The following is a 1165-nucleotide window of genomic DNA, read 5'->3' on the forward strand; positions in this document are numbered from 1 at the left end:
GTTCACCGCCACCCGCTACCACTCGCTGACAGTTCTCCCGGAAACCATTCCTGAGGATCTGGTCGTCGTCGGCCACACCGAGAGCGGCATCGTGATGGCGATGCGCCACCGCACCCTGCCCATCCACGGCGTCCAGTTCCACCCCGAGTCCGTGCTCACCCAGGGCGGCCATCGGATGCTCGCCAACTGGCTGGAGGTCTGCGGTGAACGTCCGTCCGAGGCGCTCGTCTCCGCGCTCGAGGCGGAGGTCGCCGCGCTCGTGACCCCGTAGCGGCGCCGCCTCGATGCCGGACTGACCACAGAGAAGGAGCGAAGCGCCCTGAACGCCGGAGGCAAGCATCGAGGCCGAGGTGGCCGCGCGGGGCGGCGTCAGCCGTGGAGAACACAGTGAGGCCGTGGGTTCTGTTGTCGGTGGCGGCGAGTCTGGACGGCTACATCGACGACGCGAGTGCGCAGCGCCTGCTGTTGTCGAACGCCGCCGACTTCGACCGGGTCGATCAGATCCGCGCCGAGTCCGACGCGATCCTGATCGGTGCGCGCACTCTGCGTACCGACAATCCCCGCCTGCTGGTGAACAGCGCCGAGCGGCGGGCCGCTCGGATGTCGGCGGGCAGACCCGAGTTTCCGGTGAAGGTGACCGTCACCGATTCCGGTGATCTCGATCCAGGGCTTCGCTTCTGGCACACCGGCGGCGGCAAGCTCGTCTACACCTCCGATGCGGGCGCCGCGGCGCTGGGCAACCGGCTCGACGGACTCGCCGAGGTGGTCAGCCTCGGCGAGCGTGTCGCGCTGCCCGCCCTCGTCGCCGACCTCGGCACGCGCGGTATCCACCGGTTGATGGTCGAAGGGGGCACCGGCATGCACACCGGCTTCCTCGCGGCCGACCTGGTCGACGAGATCCGTCTGGCCATCGCGCCGATCCTGGTCGGTGATCCGGCGGCGCCGCGCTTCGTCGGACCGGGGCAGTTCCCCGGCGGTGCCGGTCGCAGGCTGCACCTGACGGGTGTGGAACAACTTGGGGATGTCGCTGTGCTGAACTACCAGGTCAGCCCCGATCCCCACCCCCGCAACTAACTGGTACCGCGAACGAAATCACAGCACTGACCTGCAAAAATTCAGCTGTCCACAGTTCGCGGACAACTTTGCTCCACACCTGAACATGACC

The 1165-nt window shown here is 68.0% G+C and carries 1 protein-coding gene and 1 pseudogene; both read left to right on the top strand.

Features of this window, described 5'->3' with window-relative positions; all coding sequences use genetic code 11:
- Window positions 1–271 (top strand): annotated as a pseudogene (locus tag AB0F44_RS30200) (anthranilate synthase component II); the annotation flags it as partial.
- Between the two features lie 134 nt (window positions 272–405).
- Window positions 406–1074 carry a dihydrofolate reductase family protein gene (locus AB0F44_RS30205; RefSeq protein ID WP_357361060.1) on the top strand — a complete coding sequence of 223 codons (669 nt, stop codon included), beginning with the start codon at window positions 406–408 and terminating at the stop codon, window positions 1072–1074.
- Window positions 1075–1165: the final 91 nt, after the last annotated feature.

Origin of the sequence: Nocardioides sp. NPDC023903 (genome assembly GCF_040639295.1) — a bacterium.
Lineage (GTDB): Bacteria > Actinomycetota > Actinomycetes > Propionibacteriales > Nocardioidaceae > Nocardioides.